Raw genomic sequence first — 17,290 nt, 5'->3', positions numbered from 1 at the left:
AACTGGAATTTTAATTAAATATCTTCTTGAAACAAACCCAAATAAAATTACCGCCATCGATATCTCGGAGAAAATGATAGAAAAGGCAAAGGAAAAATATAATGATATAAGAATTAATTTTATAGCAAAAGATATATTTGAGTTTTCAGAGGATAGATATGATTATGTATTTCTGTATTCCGTATATCCCCATATAGAAGACAAAGACAAACTTTTTAAACATATACTATCCCTATTAAACCCCGGAGGAAAAATAATCATAGCCCACTCTGAGAGCAAAGAAAAAATAAACCAAATTCACAAAACAATTGATAGTTTTAAACATCACCTTTTACCACCTGTTGAGGAAACGGAAAAGTTAATGCAAAAGTATTTCAATATATCCATTAAAATTGATGATGATAGCATGTATTACATTTCTGGCCAAAAGCCTGCAAAGGAATGATCCTCTGCAGGCTTTATTCAAAAGTTCCATAGGTTAAGATCTTCTTGTCCTTCATCATTATTCTGCCCTTTGCAATTACAGTATCGATATTATATTCTTCATCAATTAGAACCATATCAGCATCATAACCTTCCTTTATATACCCTTTACTGCTAAGCTTTAAAATCTTTGCAGGGTTTACCGTAATTGCCTTTATAGCCTTTTCTAAAGGCACCCCATCAAAAACTGCATCCCTAACCTCTTTAAATAAAGTTGTTACTCTTCCAACCTGTAATCCCACAAGCTCTCTCTTTTCATTGAATTTGGGTAGGCTTCCCTGCCCATCTGAAGTTAATGTTACGTTATCCTCCAAATCATCTTCTATGCATTTTTTCAGAGCCTTACTTGCTTTTACTTCACCTTCTTCATAAAATACCGGATCAGAGCTTGTTGTAAAATCTATAAATCCACCCATCTTTGCAAATTCAATTCCTTGTCTAAAAGATAAGGATTCCTATTTACATGGGTAGGATAAAACTGAGTTATAGGGATTTCAGTGGTGTCTACTATTTCCATCAGCATATCAAGGCCTTCTTCACCATCACCCATATGGATATTAACAACTCCAGCCTTTCCAGATAATATCCCCGAAACCCTTGCGTCGGCAACTAATCTTTTATTTCTTCAATTGTTGGCTGTGAAGATCTATGATCAGACAGTGCAATTTCTCCAACACCAACAACTTTATCTATAAGTATTAAATCCTTCATTATGCTACCTGTAAAAGTTACAGGCGGCACCCTATACGAACCGGTATAAATAAACGTCGTTATTCCTTCTTCCTCTAAAGACTTTGCCTTTGCATAAAGGTTTTCAAGGCTTCTTGTTATCCCATCTGTCCCTAAAGTTCCTACAATAGTTGTAATTCCACCCTTTATAACATCAGATAAAACTATTTCAGGGGTCCTTGTTTTAAAACCTCCTTCCCCTCCACCACCTGTTATATGGACATGGCTATCTATAAAACCTGGTAGAAGCTTTTTACCTTTTCCCTCTATAATTTCAACTTCAACTCCCAAAATGTCAACCTCATCGTCTATTTTCCCTATCTTATCTCCCACTATTAAAACATCCTTTATTCCTAAATATTTAGGCGAATAAACTTCGATTCCTTTTATAAGTTTTAACAAGATGCTCACCTCTTTTGATGTAAAATTAAGGGGCATAGGCCCCTTTAAATTAATTAAATCCTATAAAATGTGCCACAAGGACAAATATAGTGCCTAATGCAAACAAGAATAGCTGCATCTTTATTTGCCATTTTGCCCATCTTCCCCAATCTACTCTTGCAACTCCTAAAACGCCCATGAGACAAGCTGATGTTGGAACTATAATGTTTGTCAAGCCATCTCCAAGCTGGAAGGCTAAAACAGCAACCTGTCTTGTTACCCCAACAAGGTCTGAAAGTGGCGCCATAATAGGCATTGTAATAGATGCCTGGCCTGAACCTGAAACTACAAAGAAAGTGAACTACCCCCACTTATAGAAGTGGTAGCTTCGTGGTCAAGGTAACTTCTGTTACCAGATTACCCACGCTCAAAGGGCTGTTCCTTCCCCATATATACCAATCACATGGCTAATTTTAGCAAATTCTTGCTTGCATTTATATCTCTATCATGAACTGCACCACACTTTGGACATTTCCATTCTCTCAATGCTAAATTCTTTACATCAGGATTTTTATATCCACATTCACTGCATATTTGACTTGATGCATAATTTTGTGGTGCTATTATTATTTCTCTGCCATACCATCTTGCTTTATATTCTAACATCCTTCTAAATTCTGCCCATGATACTTCTGTTATTGCTTTGGCTAATTTATGATTTTGTTGCATATTCTTTACCTGTAAATCTTCTAAAACTATAACTTGATTTTCGTGTATAATTTTAGAAGATAATTTGTGAAGAAAATCTTTTCTTTGATTTGATATTTTTTCGTGTAGTTTTGCAAGTTTTTGTCTTGTCCTTTCATAGTTTTTACTTTGCTTTTGCTTTCTTGATAATGATTTTTGTATAATTTTAATTCTTTTTCTGTTTTTCTTAACCATTTTGGATTTTCTACCTTTGTTCCATCAGATAAAATAGAAAATTCTTTAATGCCTAAATCTATACCTACTTTTTATCTATTTTAGGTAATTCTTTAATTTCTTCTTCTACAAGTATAGAAGCATAATATTTACCTGTTGGCGTTTTTGATATAGTTACGGATTTAATTCTTCCTTCAAATTGTCTGTGTTGTTTTATTTTTATTTTTGTCTTTAACTTTGGAACTTTTAGATAACTACCTTCAAGTGTTACTGTCCCATTTTGATTATTTGTAGTATAAGACTGGTAACCTTTCTTTTTCTTGAATTTTGGAAAACCTATTTTCTTATCTCTAAAAAGTTTTTATATGCCTTCTCTAAATTAAGCTGTGCATTAGCAAGGGCAAGGCTATCTACTTCCTTTAGAAACGGATATTCTTTTTATATTGTGCAGGTGTATTGTTTAGCATTTCTCCTGTTTGCTTATAATGTTCTATTCTGTCATGTAGCATTTTGTTGTATATAAATCTTACACAACCAAATACTTTAGCAAAATATTCTTCTTGTTCTTTTGTTGGATATATCCTGTATTTATAAGCCTTTAGCAAAATTACACCTCCTTCCTGTAATACTGATTATATCATAAAAAGAATTTATCAATCAACATTCATCACCCACTTATAGAAGTGGGCGACTTCTGTTGCTCTTTAGTTAAAAAACGGAGATAATCCTGAAATTGCAAGAAAAATTAAAGAATTTACTGGAATTTGGTTTGTAGGTGGAGATCAGACAAGAATAACACAAACTTTAATAAGACAGGACGGTTCAAATACACTTGTTTTAGATGCACTATGGGAAATATATAAAAATGGTGCTGTGCTAGGCGGAACAAGTGCTGGTGCAGCTATAATGAGTAATCCAATGTTTGCCGGCGGCTCAAGCCTTGAAGCATTAAAATATGGTATTACGGATAAATATACTACCCAAGAGGGTGGACCAGCATGCCTTGTAAAGGGATTAGGCTTTTTCCCACATGGTTTAATTGATCAACATTTTAATGGCAAGGGTCGCTTTGGAAGGCTATTAGTTGCTGCTTATGAAATAGGCTCAAGCTTATCCTTTGGAGTAGATGAGGATAGTGCTCTAGTTTACTACGGAAAAGAACAATTAATTGAGGCAATAGGTCTTAATGGAGTTACTATTTTTGACCTCTCAAGGGCTTCAAAAACAAGTCTCAAAAATTGTTTAATATAAATAATGCTATAGTTCACTATATAGATAAAGGGGATAAATTTAATCCAATAACAAGGGAATTTATAATAAATCCCAAAAAAGAATTAACAAATGGCTACGAATACTATGAAATTAAAAATCCTATAACAACAGGAATTTTTGAAAGGGATGCTACAACCACTTTAATGACAAAATATTTGGTAGACAATTACAATGTAAATAAAGCTGTAGGATATGCCTTTGACAATGATGGTATTGGATTTGAGTTTACATTTATAAAGGATAATAATACAAAGGGCTACTGGGCATATATCGGCGGTAATGTTGACCACTATGCAGCCATAAACGTTATCTTGAATGTTAAGCCAATAAAGGTCGAAATAAAGGAATATAATGAAAAACAACCTCCTAAAAAGGCTGAAGATATTAAACTCGAAAAATATGTCATATTAAAACCTGGAGATTCCCTACAAGTTATAGCAAAACAGTTAAAAATAAAGCTGGAAGATATATTAAGATTAAATAAAATCACTAACATAAAAAACATAAAACCTTGGACCTTAATAAAAATTCCTAATTAAAAATTCCCTCCAAAAGGAGGGAATTCTCTTCTTAATTTGAAGCCAATATCCTTTCCTTCTTTAGTCCTAATAGATCAAGTCCCCTTTGAATATGTTTATTCCTCATAGTTAATTCCCATATAAGCCCAGAGTTATAATTTTCTATCATAAGAAGACTTATCCCTTTATCGATTCCAATTTCAATCTCTGAATACCATTCACCAGGAACATCCAGGTTATAAGCATCCTTAAATCCATATTTTCCCCAAAGCTTTGGAACTTTATAGTAATAATAATTCATAGTATCAATAACCTCTTCAGGGCAGAATACAATAGAACCTATAGCACCACAAGGTGGGATTGTCCCATCGTTTTTATGCATTGTATTATCGAGCCCTGAAGGTGGTGCTCCAAAATGCCCTTTATATCCAGTTGGGGAATCACAGGCCGTCATTCCCCAAGAAAACTCATGGAATGTTTTAAACCCTTCTGGATTGTCTATACAATACTGCCTATTAGCAAGGGTTGCTTTAACTGAGTTTTCAAACCAGTTCTGTCCTAACTTGTCCCTTAAATTTCTAAAATCTATCCAAGCATGACTAAATTGATAAGTAAACAAGGAGCCTGTCCATGTATAGATGAACTCATAATCCTTATACCTTCCAACTGATCTTCCAAAGGTATAATACATATTTGGATCCGTTGGGAAGGTTGGAGATGCTGCCCCTAGAACATACATCATAATCTGCTCTGCATAAAGATCCCAGTATCCACTAAAGCCGCTATCGTAAAAATATCCCATATAAAACATATTTCTTTTTTATCGGTATACCATTGAAAGTTAACTCTTCTATATATCTTTTCAAAATACTCCTCAACTTCTCCTTTAAAATATTCGGCGCAGGTTATAGCACCCATAAGCAATATTGCTGTATCTATAATAGAAACTTCACTATTCCAAACCCTTTTTCCGTTATCCATGCTTATAAAATGAACAAAGAAACCTTCCTTTTGCTCTACATTGTTATATACCGTTTTCAAAGTCCTAAGGGCCCTTTCATAACCCTCATTATAAGTTATCCAACCCCTCTCAACACCTATGACAATAGCTGATAACCCAAATCCTACTGAAGCTATGCTGGCAACATTTTTAGAATGTTCACCAGTATTGTCCCTTATAAGACCATACCCTTCATTTGTAAAAGATACCTCATTCCAAAAAAATCAAAACACGCCTTTGCCTCTAAGTCAAGAATTTTAAATCTGTCCATTTCTCCCCATCCCTTACTTTAAATTTTTGAATTGAAGCCTTTTAAGTCCATTTTGCACATATTGATTTTTCATAAAGTTTTTCCATATAAACTCATTTTGGTAGTTAGCAATCATAAGAAGAGTTATTCCTTTATCAATTCCTATGTAATCTGTAGCAACCCAATTTTCATCCAAGTTATATGCATCCTTTAATCCATACTCACCAACCAAATCCTTTATTTTATAAAAATGTTTTAAAGCTGAAATTGACTCCTTTGGAGTAAATACAATAGAACCTATAGCTCCACAAGGTGCTATAGTCCCATCAACATTATGGGCAGTGTTATCATAGCCTGAAGGCTCTGCCCCTAACATTCCATCATAACCATGGGGCGTGTCGCAGGCTGTAATTCCCCAAGAATTTTTTCCATAGGTTTTAAATTTTTCTCCTTGATCTATAGAGTAATTATAATTTGCCAGGCTTGCATCAACAGAATTCTTATACCAATTAATATCATCTCTGTCTACTATGTTTCTAAAATCCACAAAGGCATGGGAATATTGATAGGTAAATATTGAGCCAAACCATGAATGAATAAATTCATCACCCTTATAGCTTCCCTTATGCCTTATAAAGCTATAATAAACCTCAGGATCAATAGGATGCACTTTTGATCCTGCAGCTAAAATATACATAACAAGCTGCTCGGCATAGAAATCCCAATATCCCTGAAATCCCTTTCAGGGGAATAACTCATATAAAACATATTCCTGTTTTTATCAACAAAAATGTCCCAGTTTATCCTATTAAATATTTTATCGCTCTTTTCCTTAACTTGTCCACCAAAATATTCTCCAACCGTAATAACTCCACACATCAAAAGGGCAGTATCAATTGAAGAAACCTCGCTATTCCATTCTCTTTCTCCAGTATCCATATTTACAAAATGATAATAAAATCCATGAAAGTTTTCCATATTTAAAATGGTATCCAGTGTTTTTTCTGCCCTTTTATACCCTTCCTCATAGCTTATCCAATCATTTTCAACGCCTATTGGTATTGCCGCAAGGCCAAAACCCGTGGCTGCAATGCTTGCTATTTGGGAATCACCCGGATATCTATCCCTTACAAGTCCATATCCGGGTGAATTTTCATCAATATTTGCCTGCTCCCAAAAATATTTAAAGGATAATTTTGCCTCTTTGTTTAAGTAATACTTTGGACTATTTATATAATAAACCCCTATTATGCTTAAAAATAAAACAATTGATAAAAATATCGTTAAAATCCTTTTTTCATTTATATCCCCCACAAAAATTTATTCACCAGTAATTCCAGTTCTGTCTATACTTTCAACAAACCATCTTTGGGTGAAGAAGTATATGATTAATAGTGGAAGTATATTTAAGAACGTCCCTGCCATATTGATGGCTTCATTTAAGTTTTTGCCAGTTTGTCCATTAGGATCAACAGGATATAGTTTTTGAAATGTTGCAGCAAAGTTTTGAAGCTGCAATGGTAAAGTTTTTATCACATCTCCAAAATACAAAGCTGCAAGGGTTGTTTCATTCCAATACCAAACAAAGGAAAACAAAAATGATATAACATATGCAGGAATAGCCGATGGGACAGCTATTGTGAAAAATATTCTAAGATATCCAGCTCCATCGATCTGGGCAGCCTCCTCTAAAGACTTTGGGAGCATTTTAAAAAACTGATAAAATATTAAGATAAAAATTGCACTTTTTATACCTTGTCCTAAAACAGCTGGCAAAATATATGACAAAACACTTCCTATTAGCCCTAAATTTTTATACATCAAAAATTGTGGAATCATCGTAACCTGCGGAGGTATTATAAAGGTTGCCACAACTAAAGCTAATAAAATATTTTTAAAGGGAAACTTAAATCGTGCAAAACCATATCCTATAACTGATGCTGCTATCGTCTGTAAAACAGCCGGAATAATAGTAACATATAAAGTCTTAATTAAAGAAGGGAAAAATTCTAATACTGTATTTGCCTCAGCAAAATTTCCTAAATAAAGTTTAGATGGAATCCATTTAATAAGGGGATTTATTAAATCCTTAGTATCCATAAGGCTATAGGATATCATATAAATTATTGGATATAAAAATACAAATCCTATAAGTATTAAAAAGAAATAAACTGCTAAGATTTCTATCTTTTCTCCATATTTAATTTTAAGCAGCTTGCTTGTGTCAATATTTAATTTTTTATAGTCCAATCTTTTTATTTCCGTCCTCATATCATCACTCTCTTTTTCTTATCTTTGCTTACTGATATCACCAAAAATATTCCCATTATAAGGAGCATTACTAAAAAGTATATCCATGCAAGGGCTGATGAATAGCCAAGTCCAAGCCCCGGCTGATACATATCGTTTTGTATCTTTAAAACTATTGGATTTAAAGAAAATATTGAAACCATAACAACAGTATAAATAATATTAATTATAATCATAGAGTTCATAGCAGGAAGAATAAGCTTCCAAAGAACTTGCCATTTAGATGCTCCATCTATGCTGGCAGCCTCATACATGCTCTTGTCTATCTTTTGAAGTCCCGCTAAGAATATCAATATTTGAACCCCTGAAAACCAAAGTATCATAATAAAGGATGAAAGTAAAAAGGAAATCAAATTTGCTATAACAGGGGGAAGGTTTGTTGAATTTGGTTTCTCTCAATAAGCTGCTGAAGCCCTGGGAATGTGGTTGCTCCTTGGTCCATAAGCTGCTTCATTACAGGTCCACTTGTAATTATAACCGGTAAAAAGTAAATTGTTCTAAAAAGGCCCTTCCCTTTATATTCATATTTAAAAGTAGCGAAACCGCCATAGAAAAAACCAAAATTACTGGAACATATATAAGCATCTGCAAGAAATATGTAATTAGTAAATCTCCAAATGTAACATCCATCAAAAGGCATTTTTATAATTTAAAAGACCTATATAGTTTGTTTTTATTCCCTCTGCAGTTACCTGAATTTCATTTAAACTAAACCAAAGGTCTGTATTAAAGGGTAAAGAGTAAATATTGCAAATCCAATAATCCATATTAAAACAAAGCTAAGTCCAACTAGCGCTTCCCTTGTTCTGTATTTAATCCTCAATTTCTATCCCCCTTAATACAGCACAATTTTTGATGCAACTTTATAATTTCCATAATTATAATCTGAATCTGTATAATTTATAATTATTGAAACTCCATTTGAATAATCCACCTTTACTATGCCCGGCCTTAACTCATTTCTTCCTATTATTTCTGCATCTGTAACGTTTTTTAAGGTTTCGTTTATTAATTTATATTCAGATATAATCTTGTCCTTCCAAACCCTATATTCCGAAGTATAAAGCCATTCAGAAGCAGTATCAAGAAGCTTTGATGAGCTCTCTTTAGTTAAATAAAATGAAGGATAACATCCATAATCGATCATTTTTAATGTATCTAGCCTAATATCAGAAGAAAAGTTTAAAGCAGGTGCAAAATAATCTACATATCCTTTTAAAACTATTTGAATAAATGGAATCTCAATATCCTCTATTAAATAATTGGATGAGCCCATTGGAATATCATATATATCTTTAGCATATTTCCAAAGGTATTCATTAGGTTTGTAAATCGAATATTTATTTCCCTCTAACATATCTTCATATGTTTTTATTGCATCCTTTCGCGTAATTTTTTTGCTCCATAACTTGAAAACAAAGTATTCCCTACCGTATCTAATGCAATATTATAAAATCCTAGCTTATTAAATTTACTTTTCTCCTTTTCAAAAATTTTTCTCGTTGCATCCGGGTTTAAATAGTAATTGTTTTCAGATGTTGTTATAAACTGGTCTGATATAGTAAGAGCTATATCAGCTTTAGAATATCCCTTTGCCTTCCTGTATACCTTTGAATAATCAGCATAAAAGTGTAAGTTGCTATTAGTCTCCCTTGAAATATCCTGCAAATCATCATTTGAACCTAATTTAGAATCAAAGGGAAGATGCCTTGGTGAGGAATCAGTTATTCCTTTTTAGTATAGCCCCTTAAAGTAACATTAAAATTATTAATACCATTTTCTTTTAGTTCTTGTAAAATATTTTTAACGTCCTCAAATTTAGTCATGTAGATAGCTCTTTTCCAAAAGAAAAATTTTTTATTTTCTGCCATCAAAAACTCGATTCTTAGAGGGACATCCATCCTTTCTGATTTTTTCTTTAATATTCCTCTCTCTACTAAATCCCTTTGATATCTTTTGCCATTCCAACATAGTTTGCACTATCTCCATCTAAAAACATATATCTAACATGAGCATCGAAGTTATTCTTTTCACTTTGATTAACTATAATACCATTTCCTTTTTATCAATAAGCTGCTTATAGGTTTCTCTGTATATAAACTTTGCACAAACCCAATTATAGTCTGTTATTATTCCCTTCTATAGGCATTTATTTCGGCATATTCTGCACCGCTTTGAATTGACGCAATAAATGCGTTTTTATTTTCTTCATTTATAAACCCAAACACAGGAATATAAATTTTTTCAGAAGGTAATGTCAAATTAAATTTCATGGATTTAATATACATTTCCTTTAGACCTAAATCCTCACCATATACTCTACCCAAAAATGGCTGCGTTGCTGTTGTATTTTTACTAAGATCCATCAAAGCACCGGATCCATCTGGAATAAATATATAGCTATCCTTCTTATTCCCCTTAATAGCACCTAAAAATGGATATATTATTATATTTTGTATCTTATATTCATTGCTTTCTTCCTTTATTGAGGAATATGGGACTTTAATATCTAAATAATCATCCTTTAATGTAACCTCAACAGAAAAGGAAATACCCTCATTTATATACTGGATGTTAGATATAAAACCATCAGGTTTTTTCTGTGTTTCTAAGTTTACGTTAAAATTATCCATAAATAGCCTGTTTATATTATTGGTGCTATCCATATATTCAACCACAATCGGTGAGGATGCAAAAGCCTGCCACTCCTCGTTTAGATCAGGATCCATTCTATCTATTGAAGAACTCCATAGAAAACCGGTTTTTTGTTTAAAACCTTTATAGAAAGATTTGTTTCATTAAGATATAGTGCTAAATTTTCATTTTCTGTAATCTTAACATAGTTATCTATCTTTTCTATACTCGTTAATGAACTTTTTATTTCCTGTTTTGTCTCTGATCTAACTGTAAAGGTGCTATTTATAGATAACAATATTATTAAAGCTAGTCCAACTATTTTTGCAAATTTTTTATTGTAATACACGGAATCTCAACTCCCATATTATGGATTTAACGAAATCAACCTCTTGATTGAAAAGTATTGTTATTATCGATACCAATAAAACAATAAGTATCATCCCAAAGATAGTTATGGATATATTCCTCATAGTTTCCTTTAAGTCGTAATTATGAATTTCCATAACCATTATTACCATCAATAATATTGACCAAACCTTTATTATAAAAAGTGGGAAATCGTATAAAAAGGCTTCGTTAAAGGTTAAAACGTTGCTAATTATAGCTACTGGCAGCGCAAATATAAGGTAAGGAGACAATGCATAAATTGTTCCTATATATATCTGCTTTAATGTTCCTTCTCCATCATTAATTTCACTAACAAGATAGTTTGAAATTATCCACAGTATAGTTGGAACGAATAGCGTTACAGCAACATTTAAAATATTTATTTTATATGCATTAAATGTTGAAAATATAGGAGATGTTACATATAGTTTTATAACCTCCATAACAAAAACCATAGATATAAAATAGTTGCCGATAAAACTGAAGCCCTTCCATATCTTTTTAAATCATAGTAGGAATCAATAGGATGCCTTAAAAATCTAAAGGAAAATAGTATTTCTTTTATTAGCTTCTTATTCTTTATATTTTGAATAACTCTTCTTGGTTTTTCAAGAATATGTCTTCTTTTATCTATCCTTATTACAGCCTTTTTAATAACAATGAACATAATTAAAATTAAGATTATAATCGGTGTATTTTTTGAAGCCATTCATTTCTTATCTGCCAAAAGGCATCGGAATAGCCCAATTTATCCTCAGCAATTTTAAAACATTCAAGGGCTTTTTGTAATCTCCCATCTTAAAGTAAGCCTTAGCAAGGGCCTTGTAGGATAAAATAAAGGAACTATTCATATCTAAAACTTCTTCCCAAATTGGCTTACTTTCAAGATAAAGCCCCTCTTTATAAAGCTCATCACCCTTCATAACCCTTTTAGCAAACTCTGTAGGTTTGAAGGATACAAGGATGCTTTTTCCTTATCTATAACATATATTTTCCCATCCTTTGTAACATCTATAGCTGCAGCATTTCTAAAAAGTCCCCTTCTCTCGCTAAGCTCATCCTCTCCACCAAATATAAATAATAGATTGCCGAAACTATCATATTCAAAAATATATCCATATTGGGAAAGGGCATAAATATTGCCATTGTTGTCCACATCAATGTCAACCAAATTAGAATCTCCGGCCATATTCCCTGGCAATATATTTATTCCTGCAATATTGAATTTTTTACTTCTTTATCCTTTAATCCATTTGTTACTGTATAAATCAAACCATCCCTATCTATCGCTATGCTTGTTGGAGAGGGTGGCTTTATTTTTAATAATTGTTCCTTTTGCTTTGCTGTAAATATAAGTCTTTGAAGGACCATCTTTAAAGTAGTATTAGTCTGATTTGATGCCGTATAACCCATAAAAACGCCATCTTTATTAAAGGTTGCAATACCATTTGTTAAACCTTCACAGGCTACATATATGTTTCCTCTTTTATCTACGGCTAACTTTTTAGGAACAAACTCATTACTGGAGCCAAAAATCGGTTCTGTAGGCTTTCCTATTCTTTTTACTAAACTTCCTTCTTTATTAAATATGTAGACCTCATAGTTTCCATAATCAGCAACATATATATTTCCGTTATCATCTACAAATATTCCTGAAGGACTAAATACTATTCCTGAACCTATTTCCCTTATATTTCCCTCTTTATTAATAACAATTACCCTTGAATTTCCAGTATCAGCAATATAAAGATCTCCTGTATTATCATCAAAGAATATATCCTCGGGATTCATAAAATCCTTTAAGATAATCTCATCAGGTTCAAATGCAGTTTGAGTTTCTACAATTTTATTGTTAGGACCTAGGGTAAATGTTTTGTATGGAGCATCTGCAAAAACAGTAGTTTGAATTATAAAGGTTAAAAATAGAACAATAAACATTACGCTTGTTTTTCTCATTCTTCTTCACCACTCTATTTAATTCCTGAATGTGCCATTGTATTCATTACTTTGCTTTGTGTAAATATAAATATCAATAAATTTGGAATAAACATAATTAATGCAGATGCAGCTCCCATTCCCTGTCCTGCCACAGAGTTAGTAGTTGATGTTAGAGTAGACATATAATAAGCAAAGTTTTTTAAGCTTTCATTGTTTATATACATACTTGAAGGTTCTATATTATTCCATGCAGCTTGGAAGGATAAAATTACTACGGTTGCTATTGCAGGTTTTGCCATTGGAATTATTATTCTTGTAAATATATACCAATCATTGGCTCCATCTATTTGAGCAGCCTCTATTAAAGAATTCGGTATTTGATCTATAAACTGCTTAACCAAAAACAAACCAACCGGCATAGCAATTACAGGAAGAATATTAATTATGAATTTATCTATCAATCCAAGCTTTACAATGATTATATATCTTGGTATTGACACTGCTATTGGAACAAACATAAGTGCCATTGTATTGATTTCAAACAAAATGTTTTTTAATTTAAAATTTTTCTTTGAAAGGGCATAGCCTGCCGCTGTGCTTATATAAACTGTTAATAAAACCGTCAAAGCAGTTATTATGATGCTATTAAAAAGATACCTTGAAACCGGAATCCCTGACACCGCCATAGTAGAAAAAGCTTATTGAAATTTTCAAATGTGGGTTTCCTTACAAATATCCTTGGGGGATATGCAAACAATTCATCCATTGGCTTAAAGGCATTGCAGAAAATAAATATTAAAGGAATGATCATAAAAATAGCCAATGGAACTAAAATCAAATAAAACTTTATTTGACTTTTGTGGAATCTATCAGGATTTATCTTTGTTCCATGAAATGAAGACATCTTGTCACTCTCCTTAATCCCTTTCTCCAAATAATCTCCATACAAATTTAGACGATAACCAAATAATCAAAAGAAGAACAAATGAAACTGCCGATGCATATCCCATTTCATATCTTAAAAATCCAAAATCCTCAATATGGTTAACGATAAGCTGCCCAGCATACTGCGGAGTTGGATTTGAGCCTGAAAGTTGAACCCCTATAGCCCCTGCTTGGAAAGTTGAAACAACAGACATAACTGCACCAAAGAGCATCTGGGGTTTCATAGATGGCACTGTTATATAAACTATCTCCTGCCATCTTTTAGATATACCATCTATATATCCTGCCTCGTAAAGCTCTGGATCTATATTCAAAACACCTGCCAGCATAGCTAAAAACCCAACTCCCATACTGCTCCATATAGTAACAATTATCATAATAAGCATTAAATATTTAGGTGACTGTAACCACTGAATAGGCTGTTGTATAAAACCATATTTTAAAAACTATTAAGATATCCTGTCTTGTCACCACTAAAGATGGTTGTCCATATTACCTGCATAGCTACCCCCATGGTCATTGATGGGGAATATATTATAAGTGCTAAAATAGTTCTTGGTTTTTTAGGAATTTGTGCCAACATCCAAGCAAGGAGAAAAGATAATATATATCCAAGAGGGCCAACTATTAAAGCAAACTTTACAGTATTAGGAAGAACATACTGCATGAAAACGTCGTCTTGGGTTATTAGATTGATATAATTTTTAAGCCCTATAAATTTTGGAAATTGAACTGCATTAAAATTTGTAAAGGAAAGCAAAATTGCACTTATAACAGGTAAAACTATAAAGATAAAAAAGCAATATATAGGGAGTCAAAAATATATATGCATTTCCTTCCTTTTGAAACCATTTTTTAATTTTTTCTGTCCGTTTGTTTGTTTTATTTACTTCAATTGCCTTATTTAAAGATAAATTGGTATTTTGCATATTAATCATTCCCCAAGCTCTTACTTCATCTATTGTCGGGATCTTATATTCTTTAATCTTTTTCCTTCCTTTATGTATCCAAACTCTTCCATCTTCCTAGCGATTTCTTTGTTAATCTTAATTACAGCTTCATCAACCGATGCCCTTAAGTTTTTACCTTCAAGGACAACCTTATTCCATACATTGCTAATTTCCCTTTCTACGATATATCCGGCTGGGGTTTTAGGAACCTCTCTTAACCATTTCCACTGCTGTAAAACTACTTCTTTATGTTCTCTCGGAATAGGCATATCATTAAATGCATTTAAATTTGCAGTATTCCACATATATTCATCTCCAAACATCGTTTGGATTTCTGTTGCAAATCTTGATTGGACCTTATCAGAAGTCCACCATTTCAAAAACTCCCAAGCTTCATTTGGATGCTTAGTTGTATTAAATATCAAACAAGATTGGGCTGAACCTGTTTGCCATCTTGCTATATTTCCATTTTCATCTACAATACCTGGTGAAGGTGCTATATCCCAAGAGCTTTTTAACTCTGGAGCAGCAACATTAAGCTGAACATATGTTGTAAAATTGCTTATCCCTATTGGTAGTGTCCCATCTCTAAAATGTTCGAAAAAGTTTGGAACCTGCATAGGAAGTCCATATATTGTAAAAAGATCCGTCATAAGTTTAATTCCTTTTAAAGATTCCTTACTATCAATAGCCGTTGATAGTCCATCCTTATTATAAAGATTTCCATTGTATTGGAATATAAATGGTGCAGTTGTCATAAAGGATTTAAAGGATGATGAACCACCTATTGGAAGATAAAAGTTCATTCCATATCTTTGCAGTTCAGGAAGTATGTTGATTACATCCTGCCATGTGTTAGGAATAGGGATGTTTAGATTTTCTAAAATATCCTTTCTATAAAACAAAACGTAAAAGTCTTGGGTTTCAGGGAGTCCAAAACATTTGCCTTCAGCCATTAAGGATATAAATGCTCCAGGTGAAAATTGTTTTGAATGGCTTTCAAAATCCTTAAACTGTTTTAAATCTAAAGCAGCTCCTCTTATTCCCATTTCAAATGGTATCCAGTTACTAACTCCTAAAGCAACATCAGGTGCTGTCCCTGAAGCATTAGCTAATATCAATTTTTGTTCGTCTCGCATTAATGAAAAGTTTACTTTTATACCTGTCTTTGGCGTAAAATCCTCATCAGCCATCCTCTGCATTACATCAATATAGTTTCTTGACCTGTTTACCCATACGTTTAAAACTAAATTTTCACTCCTATTTTCTTCTTGAGGTTTAAAGGAATGGATAAACCTTTTAATCCTTCAATAACCCTTTTAAAATAAGAAACATTGTAATTTGGAAGTTTTTGATTTCCGTTAAAAATATATATTTCATCTAAAATAAGGGGCTGATTTTCAAAATCCTCTAATGCAGTTGTCAATTCTTTTACGATGGATCCTGTTCCTTCATTTAGAACATTTAGTTTTTTAGGAATTCTATCTGGATCCTTAGAAAGCTGTTTTAAAAGGTCAATAGCTGATTTTAGTGAAATAAGACCTTGTGAATTTTTAACTCCTCCATTTAAGTTTATTGCATATTGATACTGTTCTTCTAATCCTTGAGCTATATTCATTAAATCTTCATCTATGTTAGGGAAGTAATCCTTGATTTCCCAATCTATATATTTATCTGAATCATTGCCCACTAATTTTCTAATTTTTAAAGCAAGATCATTTATTTGATTTATTGAATCATTTAAAGTATAAATCAATTGGCTGTATATACTCTTATCTGCTTGAAGTCCTAAAACATGTTTACCTTTTTTAAGTAAACTTTATAATCACCTTCACTATCACCTAAAATCTCTGTTTTCCATTTTGTAGAATAATCAAATCCATAATGTCTTAATTCTTCACATAATATATTTCCATCTATAGAGATATTTCTAAAAACCTTAGAATTTGCCTTTAAAGGCTGGCTATATTTAAAAGCTATCTTATATAAACCATCCTTAGGAATTTCAAATTCATAGTAAACAGTTTGTCCACCTTTTTCCAAGTTTCTCCCCAAAAACATTTAAAAGAAGCCTATTTGTGTCATAAGGAACTACTTCATAATCCCTGCTTGTTATAGGATTTATTGAAGTATCATTTTTATACGATGGCTTTTCAGCTTGTATTTTTATTAACAAATCATTACCTTCACTTTTATTTGAAATTCCTTCAAAGTAGCTTTGATAATTTAATATTTTTTCAGGTGACTTTATTTTTACATCTCCAATTAATACTTCTCCGATATTAAGTTTGATGCTAATTTTATTAATTCCCTTTTTGAAGTAAAACTTTAATGGATATGGTTCAATATGGGCTGCATCCTCAAAGTAGAAATTATTCCATCTAAAAATTTTTTCCTGCTGAGGAACCACTTCATTTTTGAACCTATCGATAGAAAAATTTTCTGATTTACCTTTCCATAACTGAGGAAATACTATTCTCCTAGCTTCATAAAACTGATAAACTCCATTTATCTTCACGCTGCATTCAGAAGGTAAAAGTCCATTATTTAAAAGATAATAATCAAGAGA

The 17,290-nt window shown here is 32.3% G+C and carries 24 protein-coding genes and 4 pseudogenes (1 of these 28 running past the window's edge); 3 read left to right on the top strand and 25 right to left on the bottom strand.

Features of this window, described 5'->3' with window-relative positions; genetic code table 11:
• Positions 1 to 445 (top strand): annotated as a pseudogene (locus PWK10_RS15725) (class I SAM-dependent methyltransferase) (its annotated part extends 113 nt beyond the left edge of the window); the annotation flags it as partial.
• A gap of 13 nt (positions 446 to 458) precedes the next feature.
• Here PWK10_RS15725 and iadA read toward each other — a convergent pair.
• The 3 genes and pseudogenes from iadA to tnpB all read right to left on the bottom strand — a co-directional run bounded on the left by iadA (position 459) and on the right by tnpB (position 3,119).
• A pseudogene (gene iadA / locus PWK10_RS15720) lies at positions 459 to 1,614 on the bottom strand (beta-aspartyl-peptidase).
• A gap of 49 nt (positions 1,615 to 1,663) precedes the next feature.
• Complete coding sequence (locus PWK10_RS15715) at positions 1,664 to 1,909, bottom strand: hypothetical protein (protein ID WP_446715267.1); 246 nt, start codon at positions 1,907 to 1,909, stop codon at positions 1,664 to 1,666.
• Positions 1,910 to 2,052: 143 nt separating this feature from the next.
• Positions 2,053 to 3,119: pseudogene (tnpB, locus tag PWK10_RS15710) on the bottom strand (IS200/IS605 family element RNA-guided endonuclease TnpB).
• A gap of 127 nt (positions 3,120 to 3,246) precedes the next feature.
• Between tnpB and PWK10_RS15705 the strand changes: the two are divergent.
• Both PWK10_RS15705 and PWK10_RS15700 read left to right on the top strand, forming a co-directional pair.
• Positions 3,247 to 3,765 (top strand): cyanophycinase, encoded by a 519-nt coding sequence (locus PWK10_RS15705; protein WP_274768325.1) that lies wholly within the window; start codon positions 3,247 to 3,249, stop codon positions 3,763 to 3,765.
• A complete protein-coding gene (locus PWK10_RS15700) occupies positions 3,753 to 4,325 on the top strand; it encodes a LysM peptidoglycan-binding domain-containing protein (RefSeq protein ID WP_274766684.1) in 573 nt (190 codons plus the stop codon). Before PWK10_RS15705 ends, PWK10_RS15700 begins: the two co-directional genes overlap by 13 nt.
• 31 nt (positions 4,326 to 4,356) lie before the next feature.
• On the opposite strand, the gene PWK10_RS15695 is transcribed toward PWK10_RS15700, so the two are convergent.
• The 22 genes and pseudogenes from PWK10_RS15695 to PWK10_RS15590 form a co-directional block, all read right to left on the bottom strand.
• A complete protein-coding gene (locus tag PWK10_RS15695) occupies positions 4,357 to 5,043 on the bottom strand; it encodes a glucoamylase family protein (protein WP_274766683.1) in 687 nt (228 codons plus the stop codon).
• Complete coding sequence (locus PWK10_RS15690; protein WP_274766682.1) at positions 5,043 to 5,345, bottom strand: hypothetical protein; 303 nt, start codon at positions 5,343 to 5,345, stop codon at positions 5,043 to 5,045. The genes PWK10_RS15695 and PWK10_RS15690 overlap by 1 nt, the downstream gene beginning before the upstream one ends.
• Positions 5,346 to 5,588: 243 nt before the next feature.
• On the bottom strand, positions 5,589 to 6,251 hold the full coding sequence (locus PWK10_RS15685) for a glucoamylase family protein (RefSeq protein ID WP_274766681.1): 663 nt from the start codon (positions 6,249 to 6,251) through the stop codon (positions 5,589 to 5,591).
• The gene (locus PWK10_RS15680; protein ID WP_274766680.1) at positions 6,239 to 6,868 is read right to left on the bottom strand and encodes a hypothetical protein; all 630 of its coding nucleotides are present in this window, start codon (positions 6,866 to 6,868) and stop codon (positions 6,239 to 6,241) included. The genes PWK10_RS15685 and PWK10_RS15680 overlap by 13 nt, the downstream gene beginning before the upstream one ends.
• A 6-nt stretch (positions 6,869 to 6,874) precedes the next feature.
• The gene (locus PWK10_RS15675; protein WP_274766679.1) at positions 6,875 to 7,825 is read right to left on the bottom strand and encodes a carbohydrate ABC transporter permease; all 951 of its coding nucleotides are present in this window, start codon (positions 7,823 to 7,825) and stop codon (positions 6,875 to 6,877) included.
• Positions 7,822 to 8,217, bottom strand: coding sequence for an ABC transporter permease subunit (locus PWK10_RS15670; RefSeq protein ID WP_274766678.1), 396 nt, complete (start codon positions 8,215 to 8,217; stop codon positions 7,822 to 7,824). The genes PWK10_RS15675 and PWK10_RS15670 overlap by 4 nt, the downstream gene beginning before the upstream one ends.
• A 118-nt stretch (positions 8,218 to 8,335) precedes the next feature.
• Entirely contained in the window at positions 8,336 to 8,494 is a 159-nt protein-coding gene (locus PWK10_RS15665) for a hypothetical protein (RefSeq protein WP_274766677.1), read from the bottom strand.
• Positions 8,495 to 8,699: 205 nt separating this feature from the next.
• Positions 8,700 to 9,863, bottom strand: a pseudogene (locus PWK10_RS15660) (DUF5696 domain-containing protein).
• Between the two features lie 130 nt (positions 9,864 to 9,993).
• On the bottom strand, positions 9,994 to 10,593 hold the full coding sequence (locus PWK10_RS15655) for a DUF5696 domain-containing protein (RefSeq protein WP_274766676.1): 600 nt from the start codon (positions 10,591 to 10,593) through the stop codon (positions 9,994 to 9,996).
• A gap of 5 nt (positions 10,594 to 10,598) precedes the next feature.
• Positions 10,599 to 10,847: a hypothetical protein gene (locus PWK10_RS15650; protein ID WP_274766675.1), complete on the bottom strand. Its 249-nt coding sequence runs from the start codon at positions 10,845 to 10,847 to the stop codon at positions 10,599 to 10,601.
• Positions 10,834 to 11,331, bottom strand: a complete 498-nt coding sequence (locus PWK10_RS15645; RefSeq protein ID WP_274766674.1) for a YIP1 family protein — start codon at positions 11,329 to 11,331, stop codon at positions 10,834 to 10,836. The genes PWK10_RS15650 and PWK10_RS15645 overlap by 14 nt, the downstream gene beginning before the upstream one ends.
• Positions 11,319 to 11,597 (bottom strand): hypothetical protein, encoded by a 279-nt coding sequence (locus PWK10_RS15640; protein ID WP_274766673.1) that lies wholly within the window; start codon positions 11,595 to 11,597, stop codon positions 11,319 to 11,321. Before PWK10_RS15640 ends, PWK10_RS15645 begins: the two co-directional genes overlap by 13 nt.
• Before the next feature lie 7 nt (positions 11,598 to 11,604).
• On the bottom strand, positions 11,605 to 11,811 hold the full coding sequence (locus PWK10_RS15635) for a tetratricopeptide repeat protein (RefSeq protein WP_274766672.1): 207 nt from the start codon (positions 11,809 to 11,811) through the stop codon (positions 11,605 to 11,607).
• Positions 11,808 to 12,089, bottom strand: coding sequence for a hypothetical protein (locus PWK10_RS15630; RefSeq protein ID WP_274766671.1), 282 nt, complete (start codon positions 12,087 to 12,089; stop codon positions 11,808 to 11,810). Before PWK10_RS15630 ends, PWK10_RS15635 begins: the two co-directional genes overlap by 4 nt.
• 5 nt (positions 12,090 to 12,094) lie before the next feature.
• Entirely contained in the window at positions 12,095 to 12,844 is a 750-nt protein-coding gene (locus PWK10_RS15625; RefSeq protein WP_274766670.1) for an NHL repeat-containing protein, read from the bottom strand.
• Positions 12,845 to 12,858: 14 nt separating this feature from the next.
• Positions 12,859 to 13,512, bottom strand: coding sequence for a carbohydrate ABC transporter permease (locus PWK10_RS15620; RefSeq protein ID WP_274766669.1), 654 nt, complete (start codon positions 13,510 to 13,512; stop codon positions 12,859 to 12,861).
• A 231-nt stretch (positions 13,513 to 13,743) separates the two neighbouring features.
• Entirely contained in the window at positions 13,744 to 14,187 is a 444-nt protein-coding gene (locus PWK10_RS15615; protein ID WP_446715390.1) for a carbohydrate ABC transporter permease, read from the bottom strand.
• Positions 14,188 to 14,210: 23 nt separating this feature from the next.
• Positions 14,211 to 14,531, bottom strand: a complete 321-nt coding sequence (locus PWK10_RS15610; protein WP_274766667.1) for a hypothetical protein — start codon at positions 14,529 to 14,531, stop codon at positions 14,211 to 14,213.
• A gap of 198 nt (positions 14,532 to 14,729) precedes the next feature.
• On the bottom strand, positions 14,730 to 15,914 hold the full coding sequence (locus PWK10_RS15605; protein ID WP_274766666.1) for an ABC transporter substrate-binding protein: 1,185 nt from the start codon (positions 15,912 to 15,914) through the stop codon (positions 14,730 to 14,732).
• Positions 15,915 to 15,967: 53 nt separating this feature from the next.
• A complete protein-coding gene (locus tag PWK10_RS15600) occupies positions 15,968 to 16,477 on the bottom strand; it encodes a hypothetical protein (RefSeq protein ID WP_274766665.1) in 510 nt (169 codons plus the stop codon).
• Between the two features lie 32 nt (positions 16,478 to 16,509).
• Positions 16,510 to 16,764, bottom strand: coding sequence for a hypothetical protein (locus tag PWK10_RS15595; protein WP_274766663.1), 255 nt, complete (start codon positions 16,762 to 16,764; stop codon positions 16,510 to 16,512).
• Positions 16,733 to 17,239 carry a hypothetical protein gene (locus PWK10_RS15590; protein ID WP_274766662.1) on the bottom strand — a complete coding sequence of 169 codons (507 nt, stop codon included), beginning with the start codon at positions 17,237 to 17,239 and terminating at the stop codon, positions 16,733 to 16,735. Before PWK10_RS15590 ends, PWK10_RS15595 begins: the two co-directional genes overlap by 32 nt.
• Positions 17,240 to 17,290 lie beyond the last annotated feature (51 nt).

This window comes from Caloramator sp. Dgby_cultured_2, from assembly GCF_028872215.1.
GTDB lineage: Bacteria > Bacillota > Clostridia > Clostridiales > Caloramatoraceae > Caloramator > Caloramator australicus.
The sequence above is the reverse complement of the archived record's forward strand: the minus strand, read 5'-3'. Positions and strand labels throughout refer to the sequence as shown.